The organism is Nocardia sp. CA-145437, from assembly GCF_050956485.1.
GTDB lineage: Bacteria > Actinomycetota > Actinomycetes > Mycobacteriales > Mycobacteriaceae > Nocardia.
In genome coordinates this window covers 1,566,960-1,588,019 of sequence record NZ_CP191204.1, presented here as the reverse complement: position 1 = coordinate 1,588,019, position 21,060 = coordinate 1,566,960, and the positions used below count along the sequence as shown (strand labels likewise).

General features: G+C 69.2%; 16 protein-coding genes. 10 read left to right on the top strand and 6 right to left on the bottom strand.

Going from position 1 to position 21,060, the window contains the following annotated elements; translation table 11 throughout:
- The first annotated feature begins 121 nt into the window (after positions 1-121).
- The 4 genes from ACQPYY_RS06965 (at position 122) to ACQPYY_RS06950 (ending at position 4,517) form a co-directional block, all read left to right on the top strand.
- Positions 122-1,588, top strand: a complete 1,467-nt coding sequence (locus tag ACQPYY_RS06965) for a glycoside hydrolase family 5 protein (protein WP_433593133.1) — start codon at positions 122-124, stop codon at positions 1,586-1,588.
- Between the two features lie 44 nt (positions 1,589-1,632).
- Positions 1,633-2,568, top strand: a complete 936-nt coding sequence (locus ACQPYY_RS06960) for a tyrosine-protein phosphatase (RefSeq protein ID WP_433593132.1) — start codon at positions 1,633-1,635, stop codon at positions 2,566-2,568.
- Between the two features lie 92 nt (positions 2,569-2,660).
- The gene (locus ACQPYY_RS06955; protein WP_433593131.1) at positions 2,661-4,115 is read left to right on the top strand and encodes a flavin-containing monooxygenase; all 1,455 of its coding nucleotides are present in this window, start codon (positions 2,661-2,663) and stop codon (positions 4,113-4,115) included.
- A 135-nt stretch (positions 4,116-4,250) separates the two neighbouring features.
- Positions 4,251-4,517 (top strand): transglycosylase family protein, encoded by a 267-nt coding sequence (locus tag ACQPYY_RS06950; RefSeq protein WP_433593130.1) that lies wholly within the window; start codon positions 4,251-4,253, stop codon positions 4,515-4,517.
- A gap of 4 nt (positions 4,518-4,521) precedes the next feature.
- Here the strand turns inward: ACQPYY_RS06950 and ACQPYY_RS06945 are convergent, their stop codons facing one another.
- A complete protein-coding gene (locus ACQPYY_RS06945) occupies positions 4,522-4,995 on the bottom strand; it encodes a GtrA family protein (protein ID WP_433594591.1) in 474 nt (157 codons plus the stop codon).
- A gap of 322 nt (positions 4,996-5,317) precedes the next feature.
- On the opposite strand from ACQPYY_RS06945, the gene ACQPYY_RS06940 reads away from it, so the two are divergent.
- Entirely contained in the window at positions 5,318-7,510 is a 2,193-nt protein-coding gene (locus tag ACQPYY_RS06940; protein WP_433594590.1) for a phosphocholine-specific phospholipase C, read from the top strand.
- Between the two features lie 12 nt (positions 7,511-7,522).
- Here ACQPYY_RS06940 and ACQPYY_RS06935 read toward each other — a convergent pair whose 3' ends face one another.
- Positions 7,523-10,039 (bottom strand): sulfatase-like hydrolase/transferase, encoded by a 2,517-nt coding sequence (locus ACQPYY_RS06935; RefSeq protein WP_433593129.1) that lies wholly within the window; start codon positions 10,037-10,039, stop codon positions 7,523-7,525.
- 139 nt (positions 10,040-10,178) lie between these two features.
- Between ACQPYY_RS06935 and ACQPYY_RS06930 the strand changes: the two genes are divergently transcribed.
- Positions 10,179-11,318 carry a TfoX/Sxy family DNA transformation protein gene (locus ACQPYY_RS06930; protein ID WP_433593128.1) on the top strand — a complete coding sequence of 380 codons (1,140 nt, stop codon included), beginning with the start codon at positions 10,179-10,181 and terminating at the stop codon, positions 11,316-11,318.
- Here the strand turns inward: ACQPYY_RS06930 and ACQPYY_RS06925 are convergent.
- Both ACQPYY_RS06925 and ACQPYY_RS06920 read right to left on the bottom strand, forming a co-directional pair.
- Complete coding sequence (locus ACQPYY_RS06925; protein ID WP_433593127.1) at positions 11,239-12,654, bottom strand: lipase maturation factor family protein; 1,416 nt, start codon at positions 12,652-12,654, stop codon at positions 11,239-11,241. The two genes, ACQPYY_RS06930 and ACQPYY_RS06925, sit on opposite strands and share 80 nt — an antisense overlap.
- A 37-nt stretch (positions 12,655-12,691) precedes the next feature.
- Entirely contained in the window at positions 12,692-13,993 is a 1,302-nt protein-coding gene (locus ACQPYY_RS06920; protein ID WP_433593126.1) for an RNA-guided endonuclease InsQ/TnpB family protein, read from the bottom strand.
- A gap of 67 nt (positions 13,994-14,060) precedes the next feature.
- Between ACQPYY_RS06920 and tnpA the strand changes: the two genes are divergently transcribed.
- Positions 14,061-14,510: an IS200/IS605 family transposase gene (tnpA, locus tag ACQPYY_RS06915; RefSeq protein ID WP_357288020.1), complete on the top strand. Its 450-nt coding sequence runs from the start codon at positions 14,061-14,063 to the stop codon at positions 14,508-14,510.
- Here the strand turns inward: tnpA and ACQPYY_RS06910 are convergent.
- Positions 14,507-14,887, bottom strand: coding sequence for a LysR substrate-binding domain-containing protein (locus ACQPYY_RS06910; protein WP_357288018.1), 381 nt, complete (start codon positions 14,885-14,887; stop codon positions 14,507-14,509). The genes tnpA and ACQPYY_RS06910 overlap by 4 nt on opposite strands.
- Before the next feature lie 338 nt (positions 14,888-15,225).
- On the opposite strand from ACQPYY_RS06910, the gene ACQPYY_RS06905 reads away from it, so the two are divergent.
- Both ACQPYY_RS06905 and ACQPYY_RS06900 read left to right on the top strand, forming a co-directional pair.
- Complete coding sequence (locus tag ACQPYY_RS06905; RefSeq protein WP_433593125.1) at positions 15,226-17,493, top strand: sensor histidine kinase; 2,268 nt, start codon at positions 15,226-15,228, stop codon at positions 17,491-17,493.
- Positions 17,490-18,137, top strand: coding sequence for a response regulator (locus tag ACQPYY_RS06900; protein WP_379100697.1), 648 nt, complete (start codon positions 17,490-17,492; stop codon positions 18,135-18,137). The genes ACQPYY_RS06905 and ACQPYY_RS06900 overlap by 4 nt, the downstream gene beginning before the upstream one ends.
- Here ACQPYY_RS06900 and ligD read toward each other — a convergent pair.
- Positions 18,134-19,099, bottom strand: a complete 966-nt coding sequence (gene ligD / locus ACQPYY_RS06895; RefSeq protein WP_433593124.1) for a non-homologous end-joining DNA ligase — start codon at positions 19,097-19,099, stop codon at positions 18,134-18,136. The two genes, ACQPYY_RS06900 and ligD, sit on opposite strands and share 4 nt — an antisense overlap.
- Before the next feature lie 124 nt (positions 19,100-19,223).
- Here ligD and ACQPYY_RS06890 point away from each other — a divergent pair, with 124 nt between their 5' ends.
- Entirely contained in the window at positions 19,224-20,828 is a 1,605-nt protein-coding gene (locus tag ACQPYY_RS06890) for an FAD-binding protein (RefSeq protein WP_433593123.1), read from the top strand.
- Positions 20,829-21,060: the final 232 nt, after the last annotated feature.

The following is a 21,060-nucleotide window of genomic DNA, read 5'->3' as shown; positions in this document are numbered from 1 at the left end:
AACAGTCCAATGGGTCTCGTTCAGTGGGACAGGAACTGGACGAACATTCACAAGCCGATCAAGTGAATCTGCCGCTAACAGGTGTTTCCATGGCCGCAGCGGGAGCCGTTAGGTTTTCGGCATGTTGAATCGAGGTCGGATCCTGGCCGTCGCGACGGCGCTCGTGTGCACCGCTCTCGGGGCCCAGCCCGCGGCGGCCGAACCGGGCGGCTGGACCCTGCCCCAGCTCACCGTGTCGAACGGGGCCATCACCGATGTCACCGGCCGCACGGTGCTGCTGCGCGGCGCGAATGTCAACCAGCTCAACGACTATGCGCAGAACGACCAGCCGCTGCCGACCGTCGCGCCGCTGGATCGCACCGACTTCGAGCAGATGGCGGCGCTCGGTTTCAATGTAGTCCGGCTGAACCTGGCCTGGTCCGCGCTCGAGCCCACGCCCGGCGCGTTCGACCAGGCCTACCTGGCCCGCATCCACACCGCCGTCGACGATGCCAAGGCCAACGGCATCTACACCGTGCTGGACATGCACCAGGACGCGTGGGGCAAGGCGGTGGGCTCACCCCAGGGGCAAGGGTGCCCGATCTTCATGAAGCCCGGCATCGGCTGGGACGGCGCGCCCGCCTGGGCGACCCTCACCGACGGCTGGACCACCTGCAATTTCGGCGGGGTCCGCGAGACCGCGCCCGCGGTGGCCCGCGCCTTCCAGAACTTCTACGACGACACCCAGGGCATCCAGGGACATCTGGTGAACACCTGGGCCAAGCTGGCCGCGGAGTTCAAGGACGAACCCGCCATCGCCGGGTACGACCTGCTGAACGAGCCCAATCCCGGTCTGCGCGACCCGTTCTCGGCCGCGGATCAGCTCGGCAGGTACTACCAGCGGGTCATCGCCGCCATCCGGCAGGCCGAGCGGGGCAGCGCGCCGCACCTGGCCATCTTCGAGCCCAGCGCGATCTGGTCGGCGCTCGGCATCGACGCCACGCCGCCCGCGCACTACATCACCGATCCGCTGGCGGTGTTCTCGCCGCACCTGTACAGCGAATCGATCAATGTCGTGAACGCCTTCCCGAGCATCGAGCTGGGCTTCAAGATAGGGCTCGACGCTGCCGCCAAATACCGTGCGCCGCTGTGGACCGGCGAATGGGGCTGGTTCGGCGACCCGGGTTCCGATGCGCCCAAGGTGGATCGGTTCATCGATCAGCTCGACGCCAACCGGGTGGGCGGCACCTGGTGGTCGTGGAAGCAGGCGTGCGGGGATCCGCACGCGGTACGCGACGGCAATACCGGCAAGCCGCAAGGCAATCTCAACCGGATCGCCTGCCCCTCGGGCGCGTCGCAGGGCCAGGCGGCCGGGTACGCCCGGCCGTTGTCGCGCGCGTACCCGCGCGCCGTGCCCGGCGCCCTGTCGAGCGTCACCGCCGCCGGTTTCAGTGGCACGGGAACCGGTCGTGTGGAAGCCTGGTACCCCGGTGCCGCGCGCCCGAACCTGCAGTCCGCCAATGTTTCCGACCTCACCCTCACCCAGGTGCCGGGTGGCTGGCAGCTGACCGGGACCGCGACCGGCTCGTACTCGATCAAACAGTCCTGACGGACCCGAATCCCCGTTCTCCCCGCACAGCAAGCAGGTCCCCCATGTCTTCTCGCACCCAGCCCCGTCTCGACGTCGCGGCGGTCGCGCTCGCCGGCCTGATCACCCTCGGCGCGGCCCTGGGCGTGTCTCCCGCGACGGCGCAGCCCAGCGATATCGCCTCCGGATCCGGTTCCGGCTCGGGCGGTCTCGGCTCCTCGGGTTCGGCCGGGTCGGGCTCGGCCGCGGTCGACGACCCGGTCTCGGCCCTGCCCGCGCCCGCCTCCACCGCCATCCGGCTCGCGGGCGCGCGCAACTTCCGCGATATCGGCGGCTACCGCACCGCCGACGGGCACACGATCCGCACGGGCGTGGCCTTCCGCTCCAACCGGCTGTCCGGGCTCACCGACGCCGACCTGGCCACGCTGGCCACCGCCGGGGTGACCCTGGATGTGGATCTGCGCAACGGTTCCGAGCGCGGCAGCGCGCCCGACCGGGTGCCGACGGGCGCGCAGTACAAGGTGGCCGACGTGGTCAGCTTCGACAGCGGCATCGCGTTCCACGAGTTCCCGCCGATCACCCTGACCCGCGCCGTGATCGACGGCCTGCTGCACGGCTCCTCCGATATGGGCCAATCGATCGGGTACCCGTTCATGGTCAACTTCCACGGCTCCGACGTCGCCTTCGCGACCCTGTTCCGGTCGATCGCCGCGAATACCGGTGGTGCGACGGTGTACCACTGCACCGCGGGCAAGGATCGCACCGGCTGGGCCACCGCGGTGCTGCTCACCCTTCTCGGTGTGCCCCGGGACGTGGTGAACGCCGACTATCTGGCCACCAACACGGTGACCGGCGATCCGACCGCGGTGGAACTGTCGTGGCTGGAGGCGGCCTTCGCCGAGGTGGACCGTCTCTACGGCAGCGTCGACCGCTACGTCCGCGAGGGTCTGGGCCTCGATCAGGCCACGATCGACGCGCTGCGCGCCAGACTGCTGGCCTGACCGAGGGCGCCCGTCCCGCCGATTGACTTACCCGGCGATTCCAAATACCGTCAGTATTTGAGTTCTTCGGGTATCCAACAAGGAGGTTGGGGATGGGCGCGCCGCGGCAGCCTCGGATCGTGATCATCGGCGCCGGCGTGTCCGGAATCGCCACCGCTATCACCCTGCAGCGCAAGGGTTTCCACGACTTCACGATCCTCGAGAAGGGATCCGACGTCGGCGGGGTGTGGCATTGGAACCGCTATCCGGGCCTGACCTGCGACGTGCCCTCGCAGCTGTACCAGTTCGGGTTCGCGCCGAAGCCGGACTGGTCGCACATCTTCGCGCCGGGCCCGGAGATCCAGGGGTACCTCGCCGACGTGGTGGAGCGGTACGGCCTGCGGCCGCACCTGCGGGTGAACGCGGAGGTGGTCGCCGCGACCTTCTCCGGCTCCGCGTGGCGCGTCGAGACGGCCGACGGCAGCAGCCACACCGCCGATTTCGTCATCGCCGCCACCGGCGTGCTGCATCATCCCGCCGTGCCCGACATCCCGGGTCTGCCCGAGTTCACCGGCCCGATCGTGCACACCGCACGCTGGGACGACACGATAGAGACCGACGGCAAGCGGATCGCGGTGCTCGGCACGGGATCGACCGGCGTCCAGGTGGTTTCGGCGCTGCAGCCGAAGGCCGCGAGCATCACCCACTTCGTGCGCAGCCCGCAGTGGGTGATCTGGGCGCCCATGCAGATCCCGCAGCCCGCACTGGTCGGCGCGGCGCTCAAGCGGCTGCCACAGGTGAATCGCGCGCTCTACCAAGCGGGGATGACCGGCGCGCGGCTGTTCACCGACGTGGTCACCCGCCCGAGCTGGCGGCGGCGCGCGGTGCAGGAGTACGCCCGCCTGAGCCTGCGCACCCAGGTCCTGGAACCGGGTCTGCGCGAGCGGCTCACCCCCGATTACGAGCCGCTGTGCAAGCGCCAGGTGCTGTCGGGGACCTACTACCGGGCCCTGCGCGCCCGCAATGCCGAGCTGGTCACCACGGGCATCGACGCCGTGACCCCGACCGGCATCCGCACCGCCGACGGCCGCCACCACGATGTCGACGTGATCGTGCTGGCCACCGGCTTCCGCGCCCACGACTACATGCGGCCGATGAATCTGACCGGCCGCGACGGCGTCTCGATCGACGACGCCTGGGCAAAGGGACCGCGCGCCTACCGCATGACCGCGATCCCGGGCTTCCCCAACCTGTTCACCGTGCTGGGCCCGCACTCCCCCACCGGCTCGATCCCGCTGCACCACGCCGCCGAGGTGACCGCGCGCTACATCACCCGCTGGATCCAGCGGTGGAGCGCGGGCGAATTCGACACCGTCGAGGTCACCGCGGAGGCGACCGACCGCTTCGAGTCCGAGGTGGCCGAGGCCATGGGCCCGACGGTGTGGAACACCGGCTGCAACTCCTGGTATTTCACCGAGGGCGGCAGCATCGACCTGCTGCCGTTCGACCGCGCCACCATGGAGTCGATGCTGGCCGAACCGGATCCCGCGGACTTCACATTCCAATAATGAGCGAATCTTCAGTTACCATCGTCTGATTGTTGCCCGCGCGTTCGTCTACCAGGGCGGAGATACGCCATGATCGGACAGCACGAGTTTCGAAGACCCGCTCGCACCCTCGCTTTCGCATTAGGTTTCACGGCATTGACCTGCGCAGTATCCGCCACCGCGGAGGCCCGGCCCCGGCACGACTGGGACGCCGTGGTCGAGTGCGAGGCGGGCGGGGACTGGACCGCCGACACCGGAAACGGGTACTACGGCGGCCTGCAATTCAGTCCCAGCACATGGCGGGCATACGGCGGCAGGGGGAATCCGGCCGATGCCACCCGGGAGGAGCAGATCCGCGTCGCCGAACGCGTCCTCGCCCGGCAGGGTCCGGGCGCCTGGCCCACCTGCGGCACCTTCCTCTGAACCGCTACGGAGCGGTCTTGGCCCGGAAGACGATCCAGCGCATGGACGCGTACATGAACAGCCCCTCGCCGAGACTGCCCACGACGCGGGCGATCCGGTAGTCGACGCCCAGTGCCGCGACGCCGCTCGTCACGCCGAGGATGAACGCGAGGTAGTTCACGACCACCACCACCAGGTAGCGGGCCAGCTGGGGGCCGACCGCGGCATGCGATTCGAAGTTCAGGACCCGGTTCAGCAGGTAGCTCAATCCGAAAGCGGCGCAATAGGCGACGGTCACCGCGACCGGTAGCGGCGCCACCGCGTGCAGCGCGGTGAGCAGCAGCAGGTCCACGCCGAAGGTGAAGGCGCTCACCAGCAGATAGCCGACGAAGGTGGGGGCCACGAAGCGGCGCAGCCGACCCGGCACCAGCGCGACCAACCCGTCGCACAGCGCGTGGAACCAGCGCACGACGCGCACCGGCCGCGGCTGTGTCTGCATACCCACCCGGCCACCCTGACACCCCCGCATGACCCGAAGATGATCAGCTGGCCAACTTCTGCGGGCCGATTCGCCATCGACAACCAGCACTTGTCAATCAGCCCGAAATCAGTGTTTCCGCGCGATCACGGCGGTGCCATAGCATCCTTCGGCGCGTCCCCGAGACCTCGACGGGACGTGAGTCGGAAGTGTTGACCGACATGCTGAATGGAGATTCCTGATGGGGCGTGGGTTCGGAACGGCGAATCGGCGGAAGGTGCTGGGCGGCATGCTCGCCGCCGGCGCGGCGGGTGCGGCGGGGGTGGCCGGTCTGCCGGAGGGCATGGCGGAGGCGCTGGCGGAACCGGGCCGCTCGGGCAGCCTCGATCAGGTGCAGCACGTGGTGATCCTGATGCAGGAGAACCGGTCCTTCGACCACTACTTCGGAACCATGAGCGGCGTCCGCGGTTTCGGTGACAAGCGCGCCGTGCGCCTGCCCGCGGGCGGCTACAACCCCGTGCTGCAGGCCGCCATGGACGCGGTGCTGGCCGGCGGGCCCGGCACCGACCTGGGCAGTGGGTCGGCGGGCACCGGCAGCGCCAGCGGTTCGGCCAGCGGCAGCGGCAGCGGGTCCGGCACCGGAAGCAGCAGCGGGTCGGGCGGTGGCGGGGAACGGAACGCCTTCCAGCAGCCGGACGCGTTCAGCAGCACCGGATTCCTGCTGCCCTGGCATGTGGACACCACCCGCGTGGACGGCCAGGACATGGGCGATCTCGCGCACGACTGGAACACCACCCACGTGGCGTGGGCCGACGGCGCGTACCACTCGTGGATCGCGGCCAAGTCCAAGATGACGATGGGCTATTTCACCGAGGCCGACATCCCGTTCCATCGCGCGCTGGCGTCCGCGTTCACCATCTGCGACCACTACTTCTGCTCGATCCAGGGCCCGACCACCCCGAACCGGCTCTACCACTGGACCGGCACCATCGACCCGGGCGGGCGCGCGGGCGGACCCGCGGTGGCCAATCCGCCGGACTATCGGCCCGCCTTCCACTGGACCACCTATCCGGAACGCCTGCAGCAGGCCGGGATTTCGTGGCAGGTGTACGCCGACTCGCACAGCGGCGGCCCGTTCCTCGCGGACTACGGCGACAACCCGCTGTGGCTGTTCCAGAACTACCACAATGCCGCGAAATCCGCTGATCCCGCCGTCCGGCAGCTGGCCGACCGCGCCATGGTGACCGCGGGCGGCATGACGCCCCCGCCGGCCGGCGTCGACGGCAGCAATATCGATTACGTTCTGCAGCAGTTCATCTCGGACTGTGCCAGCGGAAACCTGCCCCAGGTGTCCTGGGTCGTCGCGCCCGCCGGCTACTCCGAGCACCCGGCCTACCGCCCGGCCGACGGCGCCGCCTACATCCAGCGCGTCCTGACAGCGTTGTGGGACAACCCGAAACTGTGGGAGTCCACCGTCCTGCTGGTCAACTACGACGAGAACGACGGCTTCTTCGACCACATGGTGCCCCCGACCGCGCCGCCCGGCACCCTCGACGAGATCCTGCCCGCGGCGGGCGATATCGGCGGCGACCTGAGCTCCGGCTCGGCGACGCTGGGGTCGAGCTCGGGGTCGGCGAGCATCGGCAACCTGATCACCAAGGCGGCCTCGGGGCTGAGCGGCAACGCGCCCATCGGCCTCGGCCCGCGCGTCCCCATGCTGGTCATCTCCCCGTGGAGCCGCGGCGGATACGTGAATTCCCAGGTGTTCGACCACACGTCGGTGCTGCGCTTCCTCGAAGCCTGGACCGGCGTCGCCGAACCCAATATCTCCGCCTGGCGGCGCGACGTCTGCGGTGACCTCACCAGCTGCTTCGATTTCAGCCGCCGCGATACCAGCATCCCGACGCTGCCCGACGCCAATGCCGAACGCGCCCGCGCCGCCGGGCAGAAGAACCTGCCCAAGCCGGTCCCGCCGTCGCCGGCGGGTCAGCAGATGCCCGTCCAGGAGCCCGGACGCGCCAAGGCCCGTCCACTCCCCTACCAGCCGCTGGCCTGGATCGAGGTCTCCGGCGCGAACGCGTCCATCCGCCTCGGCAATCAGGGCTCGGTCCCCATGTCCTTCCAATCCTTTGCCTACCAGAGCAATTCGATCCGGCAGACAGTCGTCGCGCCTGGCGCGACCGCCGAGGAGCGCTTCCCGGTGAACGGCTCCTACGACTTCGCCGTCCACGCGCCCAACGGCTTCCTCGCCGAGGCCGCGGGCGACGGCGACGCCGGACTGACCGCCACGGCGGCCATCGGCGGCACCGCGTCCAGTCCGACTTTCGTTGTCACCGTGCGCAATTCCGGTTCCGCGGCGGCGACGATCGATGTCGGCGGCTCCCGCAGCACCGTCGACGCGGGAGCCACCCGCGACTTCACCGCCCCGCTCGACCAGGGCTGGTACGACCTGACCCTGACCGCGTCCGGAAACGGCAACTGGCGCAGGCACTTCGCGGGTCACCTGGAGAACGGCAGCGCCGGCGTCACCGCGTGACCGAGGGGGCGGCTAGTTGCGCTCGAGCGCCGCTGCCGCCTCCTTCTGCAGGTCGGTGTAGGACTCCTTGCCCACGTCGATGGTGACGTTCCGGATGGTTCCCCCGGTGAAGGTGCCGGGGGTCCGATACTGGAGGGACACACTGTCCCCGCTGTCGTAGCCCACACACAGTCCGTCACCGGCGAGGGTGAACTTGCCGGTCTGGGCACGCATCGGACCCTTGTTGACGGGCTGACCGTCGATGTAGAGCGTTGTGGCGCCGAGGGATTCGCCGTTCGGGCCCGCGCCCTCACGGGCGAATTCCATGCCGAGGGTGTGTTTGCCCGGGGTCAGTGGCGACGCGGCGACGAAGTCCTGTTCGGGCGCGATGCCGAGGAAGTTGTAGACGTAATGCAGGGTGCCGTCCTTGATGAACAGAGCGTGCCCGCCGAAACGCGAACCGTGCGCGAAGATGACCCCTTGCGCGTCCGGTGCGAGGTCGACGCCCGCGAGGATCTTGTAGGACTTGCCGCGAATATTGACCGCGACACCCTCGGGAACCGGTGAGGTGCCGGGGTAGTAGACGTATCGGTCGCGCGGCGGTTCGGCCTGGGGACGCTCGACACCGAGTTGCTGGACAGCGGTGCGATCGTCGAGCGGCAGGACATAGTTGTCCTTCGCCTCCTCGTTCCACACGTTGATCAGCTCTTTCAGCTTGTCCGGGTGCTGGTCGGCCAGGTTCTTGGACTCGGAGCGGTCCTCGTCGACGTGGTAGAGCTCCCACGTGTCCTGATCGAAATGGCCCTTCCCGCTGATCGCGGCGTGCACCGCCGAGGCCTTCCAGCCGTGCTCCCAGATGCCGCGGGTGCCGAGCATCGCGTAGTACTGGCGCTGCTTCTTCGTCGCGGCGTCGGCGTCGTCGAAGGTGTATCGCATGGATACGCCGTTGATCGGGTACTGCTCGACGCCGCGGTACCGCTCGGGCATCGAGACACCGGTGACGTCGAGGATGGTGGGCACGATGTCGACGCAGTGGTGGTACTGGTGGCGGATCTGCCCCTTAGCCTTGATTCCCTTGGGCCAGTGGATGATCAGCGGATCACAGGTGCCGCCGGAGTACTGTGCGTAGCGTTTGAACATCTGGAACGGGGTGGAGAAGGCCACGGCCCAGCCGGTCGGATAGTGGTTGTAGGTGTCGGGGGTGCCGAGCCGGTCGATGTACCGCATGTTCTCGGCGAAGTCGTCGGGGTAGCCGTTGAAGAATTTGTTCTCGTTGACCGAGCCGTTCGGGGAGCCTTCCCCGGAGGCGCCGTTGTCGGCGCAGTAGAAGATGACGGTGTTGTCCATCTGGCCGGTCTGTTCGAGGTATTCGACGATCCTCCCGACCTGCGCGTCGGTGTACTCGGAGAACCCGGCGAACACCTCGGCCATGCGGGAGAACAGCCGCTTCTCGTCGGCATTGAGCGACGCCCACGGGCGCACCGCGTCCGCGTCCACCGCAACGTCTTTCGGCAGCGGATTGAGCGGGGTCAGCGCGGTGCCCGCGGGCATGATGCCCTTGTCGATCATGCGGGCGAGCACCCATTCGCGATAGGCCTCGTAGCCGTCGTCGAACTTGCCCCGGTACTTCTCGGCGTACTCGGTGGGGCTGTGGTGCGGCGCGTGATTGGCGCCCGGGCAGAACCACAGGTACCAGGGCTTGGACGGGTTGCTCGAGCGCTGGTCACGCAGCATCTTGATGGCGTTGTCGGCCAGATCCTTGGACAGGTGGTAGCCCTGCTCGGGGCCGTAGGGCTGTTCGATGAACCGGTTGTCCTCCACCAGGTCCGGATACCAGTTGTTGGTCTCGCCGCCGAGGAATCCGTAGAAGCGGTCGAAGCCCATCTGCGTCGGCCACTCGGACTTGTTGCCGCCCGGGGAGATGTCCTCCTCGGGCACGTTGTGGTCCTTGCCGACCCAGAAGGTGCTGTAGCCGTTGTCCTGCAGCACTTGACCGACCGTCGCGCACTGCGCGGGCAGACGACCCGCCGCGCCGGGGAATCCATTGGCGGCCTCGGTGATCGACGCGAAACGGTTCACGTGGTGATTGCGGCCGGTCAGCATGGTGGAGCGGGTGGGCGAGCACAGGGCGGTGGTGTGCCACTGGGTATAGGTGAGCCCGTTGTCGGCCAGCTTCTGCAGGGTCGGCATATTGATGCGACCGCCGTAGGGCGACCACGAGGCCAGGCCGGTGTCGTCGTACAACACCACCAGCACATTGGGCGCGCCGTCGGGGGCCTTCCTCAGCTCGAACGGCTTCCAATCCGGCGTGGAATCACGGACGTCGAGTTCGATCTTGCCGTCGAACCCCTCGTTGATGCCGGTCCCGTAGCCGGGAGGGCTGTCACCGGAGGACTTGTCGCACCCGGCGAGGAACGGGACCGCGGCGGCGCCGACGCCCGCGGCCGCGAAGCCACCCAGGATCGAGCGCCTGGAGAGTTTGCCACGGGTGGGCTGGGGATCGGAACCGGGATCGTCGGACGGAGCCTGCTCGTTCTTCGACGGCGTCATATCAAGCACGCTAGGCAACGCTCCACAGTATTCGCCGAATAGTTGCCACTGCGCCTCCACACGGTGGCCGAAGCGCAACAAACCGACCCCGTCGAAATCCGGTTGATCCGGGCCGCACCGCTGTGGCGTCATAAGACCGATGAAGCAGCAGCGCACGGGTACCGCCCGATCCGTCACCGACGGCCTCAAACTGCACCGGCATGTGGTGCGGTCGCCCGGTCGTACCCACACGGTGATCACATTGCGGCCCGGGACGCATGCGCGGTTCAGTACCAACCGGTTTCACGAGACCTGGCACGTGCTGTCGGACGATCACGGTTCGCGGCTGCTGGGCCGACTGCTGTGGGGGCTGTCGTATCAGGCTCGCCCGGGGACGGTCGTGCTCATCGATCGGGCCTTCCTCACCCCGAATCCCTTCGATGCCGAGCCGCCCGATCCGATCCTCCTGGTGCCGGGCTGGTGCACGCCGTTCGATGATCGGATCGCGGGACAACTGAAGCGGCGGTTGCCGTTGTCGAAGCCGGAGGGCACCGTGCGATGGCAGACCTTCGGGCTGGACCGGACCTTGGAACCGGCTGCCCTGGAGGGCTGGTGGAGCCGGTACCGCCACCGGCGGCATCGCGGCCGCGTCACCCGCAGTCAGGGGCTGGTCGCGCTCACCCCGTCGAGTCCCGACGAAGCCCGCGCCTGGGCGCTGAGCGCCATGAGTCTGGACGCGTCCGGACCGTACGGCACCGACTACACCTACCTCGGCCCGTCCGACCGGGGCTACGACGGTGAGATCCAGATCTTCCGCCGCTTCCGGCCGATGGTGAGCGTGGCCGGTCGGGCTCGCGCGCACGTGCTTTCGCGGCAGGAACGCCCCGTCGACCCCGACCTGCTGCGCCCAGCCATCTGGCAGGAAGCCGAAACCGTCCGCGGCGAAACCCATCTGAGGATTCGCGTGTGGCGCGACCGCGGCTACGAGCTCGGGGCCGCGGCGGCCGCCATGCTGGCCCACGCGGACGTGACCACGCTCGACGACCTCGCCGCCATCGGTCCCGTCGAGGCCTACCGCCGGATGCGCGCGGCCGATGTGAAGGGGCTCGACCTGGAGATGCTCTGGGCGATGGAGGGCGCGCTCACCTATCGCGATCGCCGCGGCGTCGGCACGGACCGTCGCCGTGAACTGCGTGCCGAGCTGGGTGAGGAGCCCGTGGTCACAGCGGCGGCACGTACGAGCCGACCACGTCGCGGACCCACCAGGCCCGGGTTTCGAGCAGTTCCCGCGGTCCGGTGAAGCGGTACTCGTAGAGCAGCGCCCGGACGTGCCGGGGCGGGTCGTCCGGGAACGGGTTGCGGCGCACCAGGCGCAGGGTGTCGCGGTCGTTGCGCAGCAGGCGGCGCAGGAAGCCCTCGAACCACGGTCGCGCGTACGCGGAGGAGTGGGCGGCGAACCACAGCAGCCAGTCCAGGCGCAGGTGGTACGGGGCGAACTGGCGCGGCATGCGGTGCGGATCGCCGGGCTGGCCCTTGAATTCGTATTCGCGCCACCGGGTATGGCGGGTGAGGACCGCCTCGTCGGTGCCCTCGATGACCACCTCGTAGCGGATGCGGTCGATGACACCGAACGCGCCGAAGGTGTTGATCAGGTGGAATGGGTTGTAGGACTCGTTCATTCGCTGGCGATGCGACAGCATATTGCGGACCGGCAGGTAGCTGAGCGTCAGCGTGACAGCGGTGAACGCGAACACCAGCACCGTGAACCAGAGCGGAGACTCCGCGAGATCGGCCGGCGTCGACACCGGGAACACCAGCGCCGCGGCGGAATTCGAGATCGCCGACCACGCCAGGACGATGGTCAGCCAGTTGAGCCACGCGAAGTTCCCGGACAGCACCAGCCAGGTCTGGGTGACGATGATGATCGTCGCCGCGATGCTCGCCACCGGCTGCGGCGCGAAAAGCCCGAACGGCACCACCAATTGGGCCACATGATTGGCCGCCACCTCGACCCGATGCAGCGGCCGGGGCAGATTGTGGAAGAACCAGCTCAGCGGACCGGGCATCGGCTGGGTCTCGTGGTGGTAGTACAGGCAGGTCAGATCCCGCCAGCACCGATCGCCGCGCATCTTGATCAACCCGGCCCCGAATTCCACCCGGAACACCAGCCAGCGCGCCAGCCACAGCACCAGCACCGGCGGCGCGACCCGGTCGTTGCCGAGGAACACGGCCAGGAACCCGGCCTCCAGCAGCAGCGACTCCCAGCCGAACGAGTACCAGACCTGCCCCACGTTCACGATCGACAGGTAGAGGACCCACAGCAGCAGCCACACCACCATGGCCGCCCACAGCGGCAGCAGATCCGCGGCCCCGCACACCAGCGCCGCCGCGACCGCCGCGCCGCCCCAGGCCACGGCCGCGAAGAACCGGTCGGAGTAATAGAGGTGGAAGATGCTCGGCGTCGCCCGGAACGACCGCCGCGCGACCCAGCGCGGTATGGGCAGCATGCCGTGTTCGCCGAGCAGCGCCCGGAACTGCCGTGCGGCCGACACGAAGGCGATCACATAGACGAACGCCACCCCGCGCGTCAGCACCTGTCGCGCGAGCCAGTATTCCGGTGCGCTGAACCACTCCATCCCGCGCCTCCTGCGCCGGTGTGTCGCCTCAGCTCGGCTACTCCGCTTCCCCGCTCCTACTGAGAAGCGTATTGACATCCTCCCGGCTTTGAAAGGCCGGGATTCCCTCTCGAGCAAGAGGGAGTGGGGTGTTTCTTGCGATTAACCCACTGGTTGGTGCTGCTCCCGTGGAGGAGACTTCCACACCCGATCCCCCGATGTCCTCGGGTTCTGAGAATGCTCGATCTCGGATATTGATTGCCGCGTTGGTATCGGCATGCGCTTCATGGCCGCAGTTCTCACACCGGAATACCGCTTGGCTCTGACGGTTTCCGGCCGAAATATGGCCGCACGGCACACATGTGCGGGAAGTGTTCGCCGCGGGCACGAACACCACGGTTGATTTATCACCCAGCCTGCGCGCGAACTCGCCCCAGCACGAGGACATGATCCCCCGCGCCAGACCACGCTTGGCCGCACGACCGTTGGACAAATACCCGCCCGGTTGATCAGGGTCCGGCTTGGGCGCGGGCTTTTTGACCATGTTCTTGATCGGCAGCTTCTCCAGGGCGAACCCGTCGTAGGTGCGAACGAGCCGCGTGGTGGTCTGCTCCACCCAATCGGTCTTGCGACGACGATCGACCAGACGCAGCCTGCCCAGCTGACGCTTGGTTTCCTCCCGAGCCCGCGAGCCGCGTTGCTGGCGCGCCAGCTTGCGCTGCAGCGATTTCGCGCGGCGCTGCTGGGCTTCCGATAATCCAGGCGCGGTGGAGAATTCACCATCGCTGGTGGCGATGGAGTTGGCCACGCCCCGATCGACACCCAGGACGGCGTCGTTCCCCGCAACGTTTTTCCCCGATGGGACCGTTACGAACGACACGTGCCAGACTCCGTTGCCGAACGTGACTCGCGCCGATTTAGCGGCGGCGATCCGATCCCAGGCGACCGTGACCCGGAACCGCAGCCGGATCGCCGATTTCGGAATCGCTATCTCGCCCCAGCGCCTGTTCAACCGACGCACGACCACATCGCGCACCACGAAACTCTGGCGCCCACGATGGCGTTTCTTGAAATTCGGGTAGCCGGCACGACGGTCGAAAAAGTTCCTGAACGCGCGATCCAGATCGCGGAGAGCGGCCTGCTGAACCGAGGACGAACCCGCTCGCAGCCACTCGAATTCCTTGCGGGCATCGGCCAATTCGCGTTGCTGCTGGGCGGCGTTCAGCCCGAACGCCTGGCCTTTGACATGGTAGCCGCGCTGTTCCAGCCCGAGGTTGTAGAGGTAGCGCGCGTGCCCCAAATGCATGTCCAGCACCTCCACCAGATCCGCGGACGGATAGGCACGTTGCACGATCGACACGGCGATTCACCTCCCTCGAGTAGGTCGTGAAGCATTCAGGCCAACTCGCCCAGCATATCATTGGCCTATGATTTCCGAACCCGAATACAGGCGTGGCAGATCAGTAGTATCCGCGCTCCACGTCCACTTGGTCTTTGTTACCAGGTACCGTCGCGGAGTCCTCGACGACGCCATGCTGACCAGGTGTGAACAGGTGATGCGGGGGGTCTGCACCGACTTCGAAGCCGAGCTGATCGAGTTCAACGGCGAGGACGACCACATCCACCTCTTGATCGAATACCCGCCCAAAGTCCCGATCAGCAAACTCGTGAACAGCCTCAAAGGCGTCTCCGCCCGCCGCTTGCACTACGAATTCACCGGCCGTGCGAATCGCCACCACCTGAACGGACACCTCTGGAGCCCCAGCTACCTCGCCGCATCCTGCGGCGGCGCACCACTATCGATCATCAAGCAATACATCGAGCAGCAACGCCGCCCACCCCGCAACCCTGGCCGCCCCAAAACCTCGATGCGCTAACCCGGCCTTGAAAGAGCGGGCTTGCGCGCATCGCACCGGCCACCGGACGCCCGCCCTTGGGAAGCAAGGTTGAGGAAGGCTGTCGCCGCGGGCGTGCTGCCAGCGCGGTTCCAGATGACGTACTCGACGCGGGGCGGCGCGTCGGCGACCTCCACGGTGACTACACCGCTCAGTTGCGGCGCATAGGCGGCGGGCAGCATCGCGACGGCGAGGCCCGGTCCGACGAGCCGGGTGATGTAGTCGGCCGTGGTCACCTCGAAAGCGACGTCACGATCGTGACCGGCGGCGGCGAAGGCTTGGTCGGATTGGATGCGTCCCGCCGTGCCGGCCGGCAAGTCCACGAACACTTCCGTGGACAGGGTGCGCAGGTCGACCACCGATCAACCCGCGAGCCGATGATCGGGCGCGACCACCGCCACCAGACGATCGCGAGCGAGCGCCCGGGCCGCGCGCGCCGCGCTCTGCGCTCCGCGCGCGCGCTCCTACCCTGAAGCGTAGTCACCTTCCGCGCGCGCCGGCCCGGGTGACCCGGCGGCCGTTGACTCCCCGCCCGCCAACGGCCGCGGCCGCGGCAGCGGTACGGACCCTCGCACCCCTTGCCGCGCCCTCCACGATTCCGTAGTCGGACGGGTCTGTCTGTCGGGTGTTCGACGGACACCCGTGCCCCCGGAAGGGATGGGATGCTGGGCCGAATCCGGTTCGGTACCGTGACCGGGTGCTGCGCGAAGCCGACCCGACCCACGCCGCGGTCGCGCAGGAGGCGACGTGGCTGGCCATCCGGTTCCGGCACGCCGCCTGCCTGCTGCTGACGGTGGTTCACCTGGCGAGTGGGGCGGTCGAGCCGGGGCTGGGACAGGCGGTCACGCTGGGGCTGGCGGTGTGGTCCGCGAGCCGGCTGTGGGGGCGCCGGCTCGGGCCCGGGTGGACCGCGGCCGATGTCGCGGTGGTGGCCATCTACCTTCTGGGCACGACCAGTGTGGCCGCGTCCGGGATCGGGACCGGAGACCTCATCGACGTGAAGGTCGTGGCGGCAACGGTGATCTCGGTCGGAATCGCGGAGCGGGTGCGGGTGTCGGCGGCGGTGACCGGTCTCGTCCTGCTGCTGCTCTACTACGCCAATCGCGCCACGCCGGGCCTCACCCCCTGGAACTTCCTGTCCGATCTGACCGTCGCCTACCTGCTGGTGGAGTGGCTGCTGGCGGTGGGCGTGCGCCGGGTGGTGCTGGGCGCGGCCACCGTGCACGACCAGACCGTGACCGCCGCCGCCGACGCCCGGATCGCGAGTGAGGTGGCGGCCGCGCGCCGCCGCTACGAACACGAGCAGTGGGCCGTCATGCACGACACCGCCGCGGCCACGCTGCTGATGGTCGGGCAGGGCGCGGCCGGGGATCGGGACCGCGTCGCCCGGCAGGCCGCCCGCGATCTGGCCGTGCTGGACTCGGGGATTCCGTTGCCCGGCGACGACACCCGGGCCGACCTGTCGGTCCCGCTGCGGGAGGTGAGCAACGGCTGTTCGACGTCCCTCACCCTGCGCACCCCGGGCCCGCTGCCTGTGCGCGGCACCCTCGCGTGGACGGTGACGGCCGCCGTCCGGGAGGCGCTCACCAATGTCGATCGCCACGCCCGCGCCTCGACCGTCGACATCAGCGCCGGGCCGGGCGCGCTGGTGATCACCGATGACGGCGCCGGCTTCGACGGCGTGCCCGGCGAAGACCGATACGGCATCCGCCATTCGATCGTCGAGCGCATGCGGGCCGTCGGCGGCGACGCCGAGGTCACCAGCCGCCCCGGCCACGGGACGCGGGTGCGGCTGCACTGGCCGACCACCGAACCCGGTGCCGCCGAGGAGCACTCGTTCGACGCCCCGGCCGCGGGCATCGATCGGCTGGGCCGCAGTTTCGGGTACGGCATCGTCGGCATCGCGGTCGCCGACACCCTGTTGCAGTCCACCCTCACCGAGGCGGCGGCGACGCCCCCGGCGGCGGTCGATGCGGCGCTGGTGGCGGTGAACGTGGGTTGCGCGCTGGCCGCGCTGATCCCACGTCGCCGGGAATCGGCGACGCTCGCGCTCATGGCCCTCGCGATCGCGGCCTCGCTGACCCTGATCGCCCTGCTGCCCGCGGATGCCGTCCTGGCGGGCGCGAACTGGTCGATCGGCGCGTCCGGCTGGGCCGTGGTCGCGCTCGGCTTCCGGCTGTCGCCGCGACTGTCACCGACCGCGCTGACCGCCTGGTGGGTGCTGGTGTGCGCGCTGGTCCTGGTCCGGGCGCCGGGCCTGGACAGCCTGCGGGTGCTGGGCTATCACACCGCGGCCATCTTCTTCCTCCAGTTCCTCACCGCCCGCTTCGCCGCGACCCTCGACCGCGTGGCCCGCGACGCCGCCGCCCTGCACCGGGAACGCCTGCGGCACCGCACCGCCGACGCGGTCGGCCACATGACCGAACAGGAATGCCTGCGCCGCTACCGTGAACTGCTGAGCGAATTCACGCCGCTGCTGCGGGGTTTGGCCGACGGCACCCTCGACCCCTCCGAGCCCGCGGTGCGGGCGGCCGCGCGCACCGAGTACGCGCGCCTGCGCCGCCTGTTCACCCAGCAGGACGGCCTGGGCCATCCGCTGCTGGCCGACCTGCGCGGCGGCATCGACGCGGCGGAGCGGCGCGGGGTCGCGGTCACCGTCGAAGCCGAGGCTCGTCCCGAACCGGGCCGCGAGCTGCCGGACCCGGTGCGCGGGCACCTGGTGGCCGCGGCCCGGATCATGCTGGACGCCAGTCGTTCCCGGGCTCGCGTGGTGGTGACCACCGACGCGACCGGCTGCACGGTCAGCGCGCTCGGCGACTGCCCGGCCGATACCGTCGACCGCCTGTCCGCCCTGTCCACCGCGGCCGCCGATCCCACCGGCGCCGTGCACACCGAGGTCGTCACCGCGGGCGAATTGCTGTGGGCGCGACTGCATCACCGCTTCGAGCTGGAGACCGCCCGATGATCCGCATCGCCATCGTCGACGACCACCCGCTGATCCGCGACGGCGTGCGCGGCTGGTGCGCCGCCGCCGAACCACGCCTCGAGGTGACCGCGGACCACGCCGACCCGGCGGCCTTCCTGGCCGCCACCGGCCCCGATCGCGGCGACCTGGACGCCATCGTCCTGGATCTCCAATTCGACCAGCGCGCACCGGATCTGAACGCGCTGGCCACCATCTGCGCGCGCGGCCACCGCGTGGTCGTCTACTCGCAGCACACCGAACCCCACCTGGTCCGCGACTGCCTGGATCTGGGCGCGGTCACCTACCTGTCGAAAACCGAAGGCCGCGAACACCTGATCGCCGCCCTGCACGCCGCCGCCGAGGTGCGCCCCTACCTCAGCCCGACCATGGCCCGGGCCATGAGCACCGACGGCGACGACCGCCCGAAACTGTCCCAGCGCGAACGCGAGGTCCTGCTCGCCTGGTTCCAGACCGAATCCAAAGCCCTGGTGGCCCACCAGCTCTACATCACGCCGGGCACGGTCAACACTCACCTGGAACGCATCCGCGCCAAGTACGCCGCGGTGGGCCGCTCCGCCCCGACCAAGGCCGCGCTGGTCGCCCGCGCCATCCGCGACGGGCTGATCAGCACCGACGAGCTCTAGTCGCCGGCGTCCTCGTCGAGGTCGACGTCGATCTTGTCGCGGTCGGCCCACTCCAGCAGCGGCGCGAGGTCGAAGACCGCCTCGTCGATGCCGGCGTGCAGATCACCGAGGTCGGCGTAGCGGGCGGGAACGGTCTTCATGGTGAAGTCGCCGGGGTGAATGTCGGGAATCTCGTTCCAGCGCACCGGGGTCGAGACCGTCGCCTCGGGGACGCCGCGCACCGAGTAGGCGGCGGCGATGGTGTGGTCGCGCGCGTTCTGGTTGTAGTCGACGAACAGGTGTGCCGGATCGCGGTCCTTGCGCCACCACGCCGTGGTGATGTCGGCGGGCGCGCGGCGCTCCACCTCGCGGGCGAAGGCCAGCGCGGCCCGGCGCACATCCTGGAAGCCGTACTCGGGCGCGATCCGGACGTAGACGTGTAATCCCTTGCCGCCGGAGGTCTTCGGCCAGCCGACCGCGCCGAGCTCGTCGAGCGCCTCGTGCACCACCCCGGCCACCCGCCGCACGCGCGACCACGGGCAGTCGGGCATGGGGTCCAGGTCGATGCGCCATTCGTCGGGGAGTTCGGTGTCGAAGCGCCGGGAGTTCCAGGGGTGGAACTCGACGGTCGACATCTGCACCGCCCAGATCACGTCGGCGAGCTTCTCCACGCAGAGTTCGTCGGCCGTGCGTCCGTAGCGGGGGAAATAGAGCTGAACGGTGGGGATCCAGTCGGGCGCGCCGCCGGGCAGCCGCTTCTGGTGGACCTTGCCGCCGGGCAGGCCCTTCGGGAAGCGGTGCAGCATGCAGGGCCGGTCGCGCAGCGCGTTGACGATGCCGTCGCCGACGCTGAGGTAGTACCGGACCAGATCCAGTTTGGTGGCTCCGGTCTCGGGGAAGTAGACCCGATCCGGATTGGACACGCGCACCGTGTGTTCGCCGACCGGCAGCTCGATCGCCGGGGCGGCTGACTTGCTGGCCACCCGTCCGACGGTAACCGGCATTTCAGTCAGCCGCGACCGGCTCGCCGCGAACCACCCACCGAACTAGAACAAGTTATAGTTCTCGGCGCTGGGTATTTCCTCACTCGAGAAGGTGGTCGCAACGATGCGGACCTGGGACTCTTCGGCCGATGTGGTGGTCGTCGGATACGGCGGCGCGGGTGTCGCGGCGGCACTGGCCGCGCGGGAGTCCGGGGCGGACGTCCTCGCGCTGGACCGCTACCTGGGCGGCGGGGCGACCGCGTTGTCGGGCGGCATCGTGTACGCGGGCGGCGGAACTTGGGTACAGAAGGCCGCCGGGGTCGAGGACGACGTCGAGAACATGCTCTCCTATCTGCGGGCCGAGGTCGGCGACACGGTGAGCGAGCAGACGCTGCGCCGCTTCTGCGAGGAATCGCCCGCGCTCATCGATTGGCTGACCGGACACGGGGTTCCGTTCGAGGCGTCGCTGTGCCCGTTCAAGACCTCCTACCCCACCGACGACTACTACCTGTACTACTCGGGCAGCGAGAACTCCGGCGGCTTCCGGGATTTGGCGAAGCCGCGGCAGCGCGGGCATCGCGCGCACGGACGCGGGGTGTCGGGCAAGAAGCTGTTCGGGCCGCTGGCCGAGTCGGCCGCGAAGCACGGCGTGCGGGTCCAGACCGGTACCAGGGCAACAAGTCTCGTGATCGAGGACGGCCGGGTGGTCGGTATCGAGGCCACCACGATCGCCGGGGCTCCCGAAGCCGTGCGACGGCGGTTCGCGGCGCTGGCCAAGATCTCCGCGAAACCCGGTGTCTACCACCAGGGTCTGCGCAAGGCCGTGCAAGCGCTGCTGGCCCGGATCGAGCGCCGTTACGGTGTGCCCGTGCGCATTCAGGCGCGCTCGGGCGTCATTCTGACCACCGGCGGCTTCATCGCCAATGGAGACATGGTCAAGCGGCACGCCCCCGACTACCCCTGGGCCGAGGGCCTGCCGCTGGGCACCGCCGGTGACGACGGCAGCGGCATCGCCATGGCCCAGGCCGCGGGCGCGGCCACCGATCGCATGAACGTGCTGTCGACCTGGCGGTTCATCGCCCCGCCGAGCGGCTTCTTCGGTGCGATCGCCGTGGATGCCAACGGGAAGCGCATGATCGACGAATCCCGCTACGGCGCGGCGCTGGGCGCGGCCATCGCGACCAGTCCCGGGAACAGGGCCTGGCTGCTGGCCGATGCCCGGCTGCTCACCGAGGCGCGCCGTCAGCTGCCCGAGCAGTCGGTGTGGTTCCAGCGCATGCAGGCCGAGCGGCTGCTGCGGGTCGGCAGCGTGAGCGGCCGGACCGTGGAGGAGGTCGCCGCCCGCGCCGGGATCGAACCGGCGGCGCTGCGCCAGACCGTGGACGCGCACAATCGCGCCATCGAGCAGTCGCTGCCCGATCCGATGGGCAAGCCCGACGATCTGCGCCGCCCGCTGCACTCGGGACCCTTCACGCTGCTGGACATCTCGTTCACAGCGCGGCTCACCTATCCGATGCCAATGCTGACCCTCGGCGGCCTGGTGGTGGACGAGGAGACCGGTGCGGTCCGCACCGAATCCGGCGCGGCGATCCCGGGTCTGTTCGCGGCGGGCCGGGCGGCGGTGGGCGTGTGCTCGAACTCCTACGTGAGCGGTCTGTCGCTGGCCGACTGTGTCTTCTCCGGCCGTCGCGCGGGCACCCACAGCGTCGAGCTCGCCGCCACCCACTGACGGGTGCAGGCGGGTCCCGGATTGCCCGGGAAACCGCGTACGCTGCGAGAACGCCCGATGACGACACCACCGCCCTGGGCCCCTCACCCTGGGGATCGCGCTTGCTGTGTTCGGCCGAGGAGCAGTCCCATCAGCGTCGGGTGCAGGTGCGGCCGCTGGTGACGGCGGGATTCACACTGGCCGATCCGGTGGGTCCCCGCGGTCGCGGCGGGCGGGGCACCCGCGGCGGCCT

Bases quoted from the DNA above. Each gene is read 5' to 3' on its own strand.
- ACQPYY_RS06965 (WP_433593133.1), top strand. From the start codon at position 122: ATGTTGAATCGAGGTCGGATCCTGGCCGTCGCGACGGCGCTCGTGTGC.
- ACQPYY_RS06960 (WP_433593132.1), top strand. From the start codon at position 1,633: ATGTCTTCTCGCACCCAGCCCCGTCTCGACGTCGCGGCGGTCGCGCTC.
- ACQPYY_RS06955 (WP_433593131.1), top strand. From the start codon at position 2,661: ATGGGCGCGCCGCGGCAGCCTCGGATCGTGATCATCGGCGCCGGCGTG.
- ACQPYY_RS06945 (WP_433594591.1), bottom strand. From the start codon at position 4,995: ATGCAGACACAGCCGCGGCCGGTGCGCGTCGTGCGCTGGTTCCACGCG.
- ACQPYY_RS06940 (WP_433594590.1), top strand. From the start codon at position 5,318: ATGGCGGAGGCGCTGGCGGAACCGGGCCGCTCGGGCAGCCTCGATCAG.
- ACQPYY_RS06935 (WP_433593129.1), bottom strand. From the start codon at position 10,039: ATGACGCCGTCGAAGAACGAGCAGGCTCCGTCCGACGATCCCGGTTCC.
- ACQPYY_RS06930 (WP_433593128.1), top strand. From the start codon at position 10,179: ATGAAGCAGCAGCGCACGGGTACCGCCCGATCCGTCACCGACGGCCTC.
- ACQPYY_RS06925 (WP_433593127.1), bottom strand. From the start codon at position 12,654: ATGGAGTGGTTCAGCGCACCGGAATACTGGCTCGCGCGACAGGTGCTG.
- tnpA (WP_357288020.1), top strand. From the start codon at position 14,061: ATGATTTCCGAACCCGAATACAGGCGTGGCAGATCAGTAGTATCCGCG.
- ACQPYY_RS06900 (WP_379100697.1), top strand. From the start codon at position 17,490: ATGATCCGCATCGCCATCGTCGACGACCACCCGCTGATCCGCGACGGC.
- ACQPYY_RS06890 (WP_433593123.1), top strand. From the start codon at position 19,224: ATGCGGACCTGGGACTCTTCGGCCGATGTGGTGGTCGTCGGATACGGC.